Here is a 2,566-nt window from a genome sequence, read left to right as displayed (position 1 = left end):
AATGATTAGGATAAGTTATGACTTAAAAATTAATCAACAACTAAAGCTTATGCTTGTAGCTAAGTGAAATCATTGATTAAGAGACCTGTACTTTTCAATGACTTTTTCAGCAAACCCTAGCTAATTCTTCCGTTAAAATTAGGTTAAGTCGCCGTTAAGAGAAAAAATATGAGTAAAAACTCCCGACGAGTCGATTTTCCTGATTTACCGGGGCTAAAAAACCTGCGCTCCTATCAATGGCAGTGGCTGGGCCGAGATATACTCGCCGGTGTCACCGTGGCGGCCTACGCTATTCCCCAGTGTATGGCTTACGGCGACCTGGCCGGGGTCGAGCCGGTGGTGGGATTGTGGACTCTCGTGCCAGCCGCCCTAGTTTACGCCCTTTTCGGCTCCTCATCGCAACTATCCCTCGGACCAGAATCGACCACGGCAGTGATGACGGCGGCAGCGATCGCACCTATGGTAAGCCTTCAAGGAGAAAATTACGGCAGTTTAGCGGCTTTTTTAGCCCTAATGGTCGGTTTAATCTGTTTAGTTGGTTATATCGCCCGCTTGGGATTTCTAGCTAATTTACTCTCCAAACCGATCCTAATCGGTTATATGGCGGGAGTGGCAGTGATCATGATTGCAGGACAACTGGGTAAAATTAGTGGTTTGTCAATCCGTGAAAATACGGTTTTTAAAGAAATTTTAGCTTTTTTTAGGGGAATAAACCAATGGCACTGGCCAACCCTTAGCCTAGCTCTATTGCTGCTACTATTTCTATTTGTCATCCAAAAATATTTTCCCAAAGCACCGGGGCCCTTGCTGGCGGTTTTACTGGGAACCCTCGCCGTCGCCACCCTCCATCTCGATCAAGAGGGGGTGGCAGTAGTGGGGAAAATTAGCAAGACTTTGCCCAATTTTGGCTTACCAACCCTAGATTTTTCCCAATTACTACCCCTAGTAACCGCGGCCGTCGGCATTGCCCTGGTGGGCTATTCCGATAACGTCTTGACCGCTAGAGCCTTCGCCGCACGCCATAACCAAGAAATCGATGCCAATCAAGAATTTTTAGCCCTGGGACTGGGGAATCTGGCGGCGGGTTTTTGTCAGGGATTTCCCATCAGCAGCAGCGCCAGTCGCACCGCGGTGGGCGATTCCGTGGGTAGTAAAAGTCAGCTTTACTCCCTGGTGGTGGCAGGGGTGGTGGTGGCGGTCATTTTCTTCCTCGGTCCGATACTGGCACTCTTTCCCAAGGCTGCCTTGGGTGCGCTGGTGATTTATGCGGCCTGTAAACTGGTGGATATTGCCGGCGCTAAACGACTAAAAAGCTTTCGCAATAGTGAGTTTAATCTCGCTGTCCTGACCATGGTGGGGGTGCTAACCACGGGGATTTTAAGCGGGGTTGCTATCGCCATCGGTCTCTCGGTTATCGATTTATTGGCCCGCATTACCCGGCCCGATGATGCGGTCTTGGGTACGGTTCCGGGGGTGATGGGTTTACACGCACTCCAGGATTGGCCAGAAGCGCAAACAATACCGGGATTAGTTATCTATCGTTACGATGCCCCCTTATTTTTTGCTAATGCGGCCGACTTTAAACGTCGCGCTCTCAGTGCCATTGCCCGGGAGACGAAACCGGTAGAATGGTTTGTCTTGAATACGGAGGCCCTTGGGGAATTGGATAGTACAGCAGTGGAGATTCTTGAGGAATTGGCAGCAGAATTATCAAGACAGGGTATAGTTTTCGCCCTCGCTAGGGTTAAACACGATCTGTACTTAGAATTGCAACGTTCCCGCTTGTTAGATAAAATTAGCGAGGAGAGGATTTACTATACTTTGCCGGCGGCGATCGAAGCTTTTAAACATCGTTAACTGATACTATAGCGTTTCCTAAGCTAGTGAGGTACACCTATTTTTCTTCCCTTTTGCCTTCTGCCTCTTGCCTTTTGCCTAAAACCCATAACTTTTGTACCTCAGCAGACTGAAAAACGCTATATACAATTAATTTTAGATAGTCTCAAACCAGAGTAACTTTGATAACTTCATCAAGATATGGATGTCAAGCTGCTTTGATCCACAATTGACGAGGATAGGGAAATGGAGAAATTTCAACTAATACCCCAAAACTAAACCCCCAACCCCAACATCTAGAACTGCTATAGTTAAAAAATGCCTTAAATTGTCTTGCTTAGTGTCAAAAACAATGAGCGAATTAAGTCCCGCCGCTGCTAGAGAAATTGAACGCTGGAGTTAAAGCAATCGCCTGAGTTTTTCCTATCTGCGTTTGGCAGAATTTAGGGCGCGTTAGACGGCGACAATCTCTGCTTAAACTTGAATCTAACCATCCGTCGTAACGCACCTATCTATCATTAATTTATTTGGTGCGTTAGCGATAGCTACTACTACTACTACTGACTCATAGCTGTTATAATTAGATAAATGTCCCAGCCAGGGGAAAAACTAGGGAGCAAGTCAAAGCTGAAGAACAAATAAACTACTTGACAAAAGCATCAATTGGGTATGGGATAGAGAAAAGAGTAGGGAAAAGACAAAAATGACTCCAGAGCAACAACAAGAACTT

General features: G+C 46.5%; 1 protein-coding gene. It reads left to right on the top strand.

Going from position 1 to position 2,566, the window contains the following annotated elements; translation table 11 throughout:
* Window positions 1-168 precede the first annotated feature (168 nt).
* Window positions 169-1,857 (top strand): SulP family inorganic anion transporter, encoded by a 1,689-nt coding sequence (locus EWV68_RS09070; RefSeq protein WP_287169552.1) that lies wholly within the window; start codon window positions 169-171, stop codon window positions 1,855-1,857.
* Window positions 1,858-2,566: the final 709 nt, after the last annotated feature.

Source organism: Microcystis sp. M_QC_C_20170808_M9Col (assembly GCF_007095495.1).
In the GTDB taxonomy this organism is placed as follows: domain Bacteria; phylum Cyanobacteriota; class Cyanobacteriia; order Cyanobacteriales; family Microcystaceae; genus Microcystis; species Microcystis aeruginosa.
This window is presented reverse-complemented; position numbering and strand designations above follow the sequence as displayed.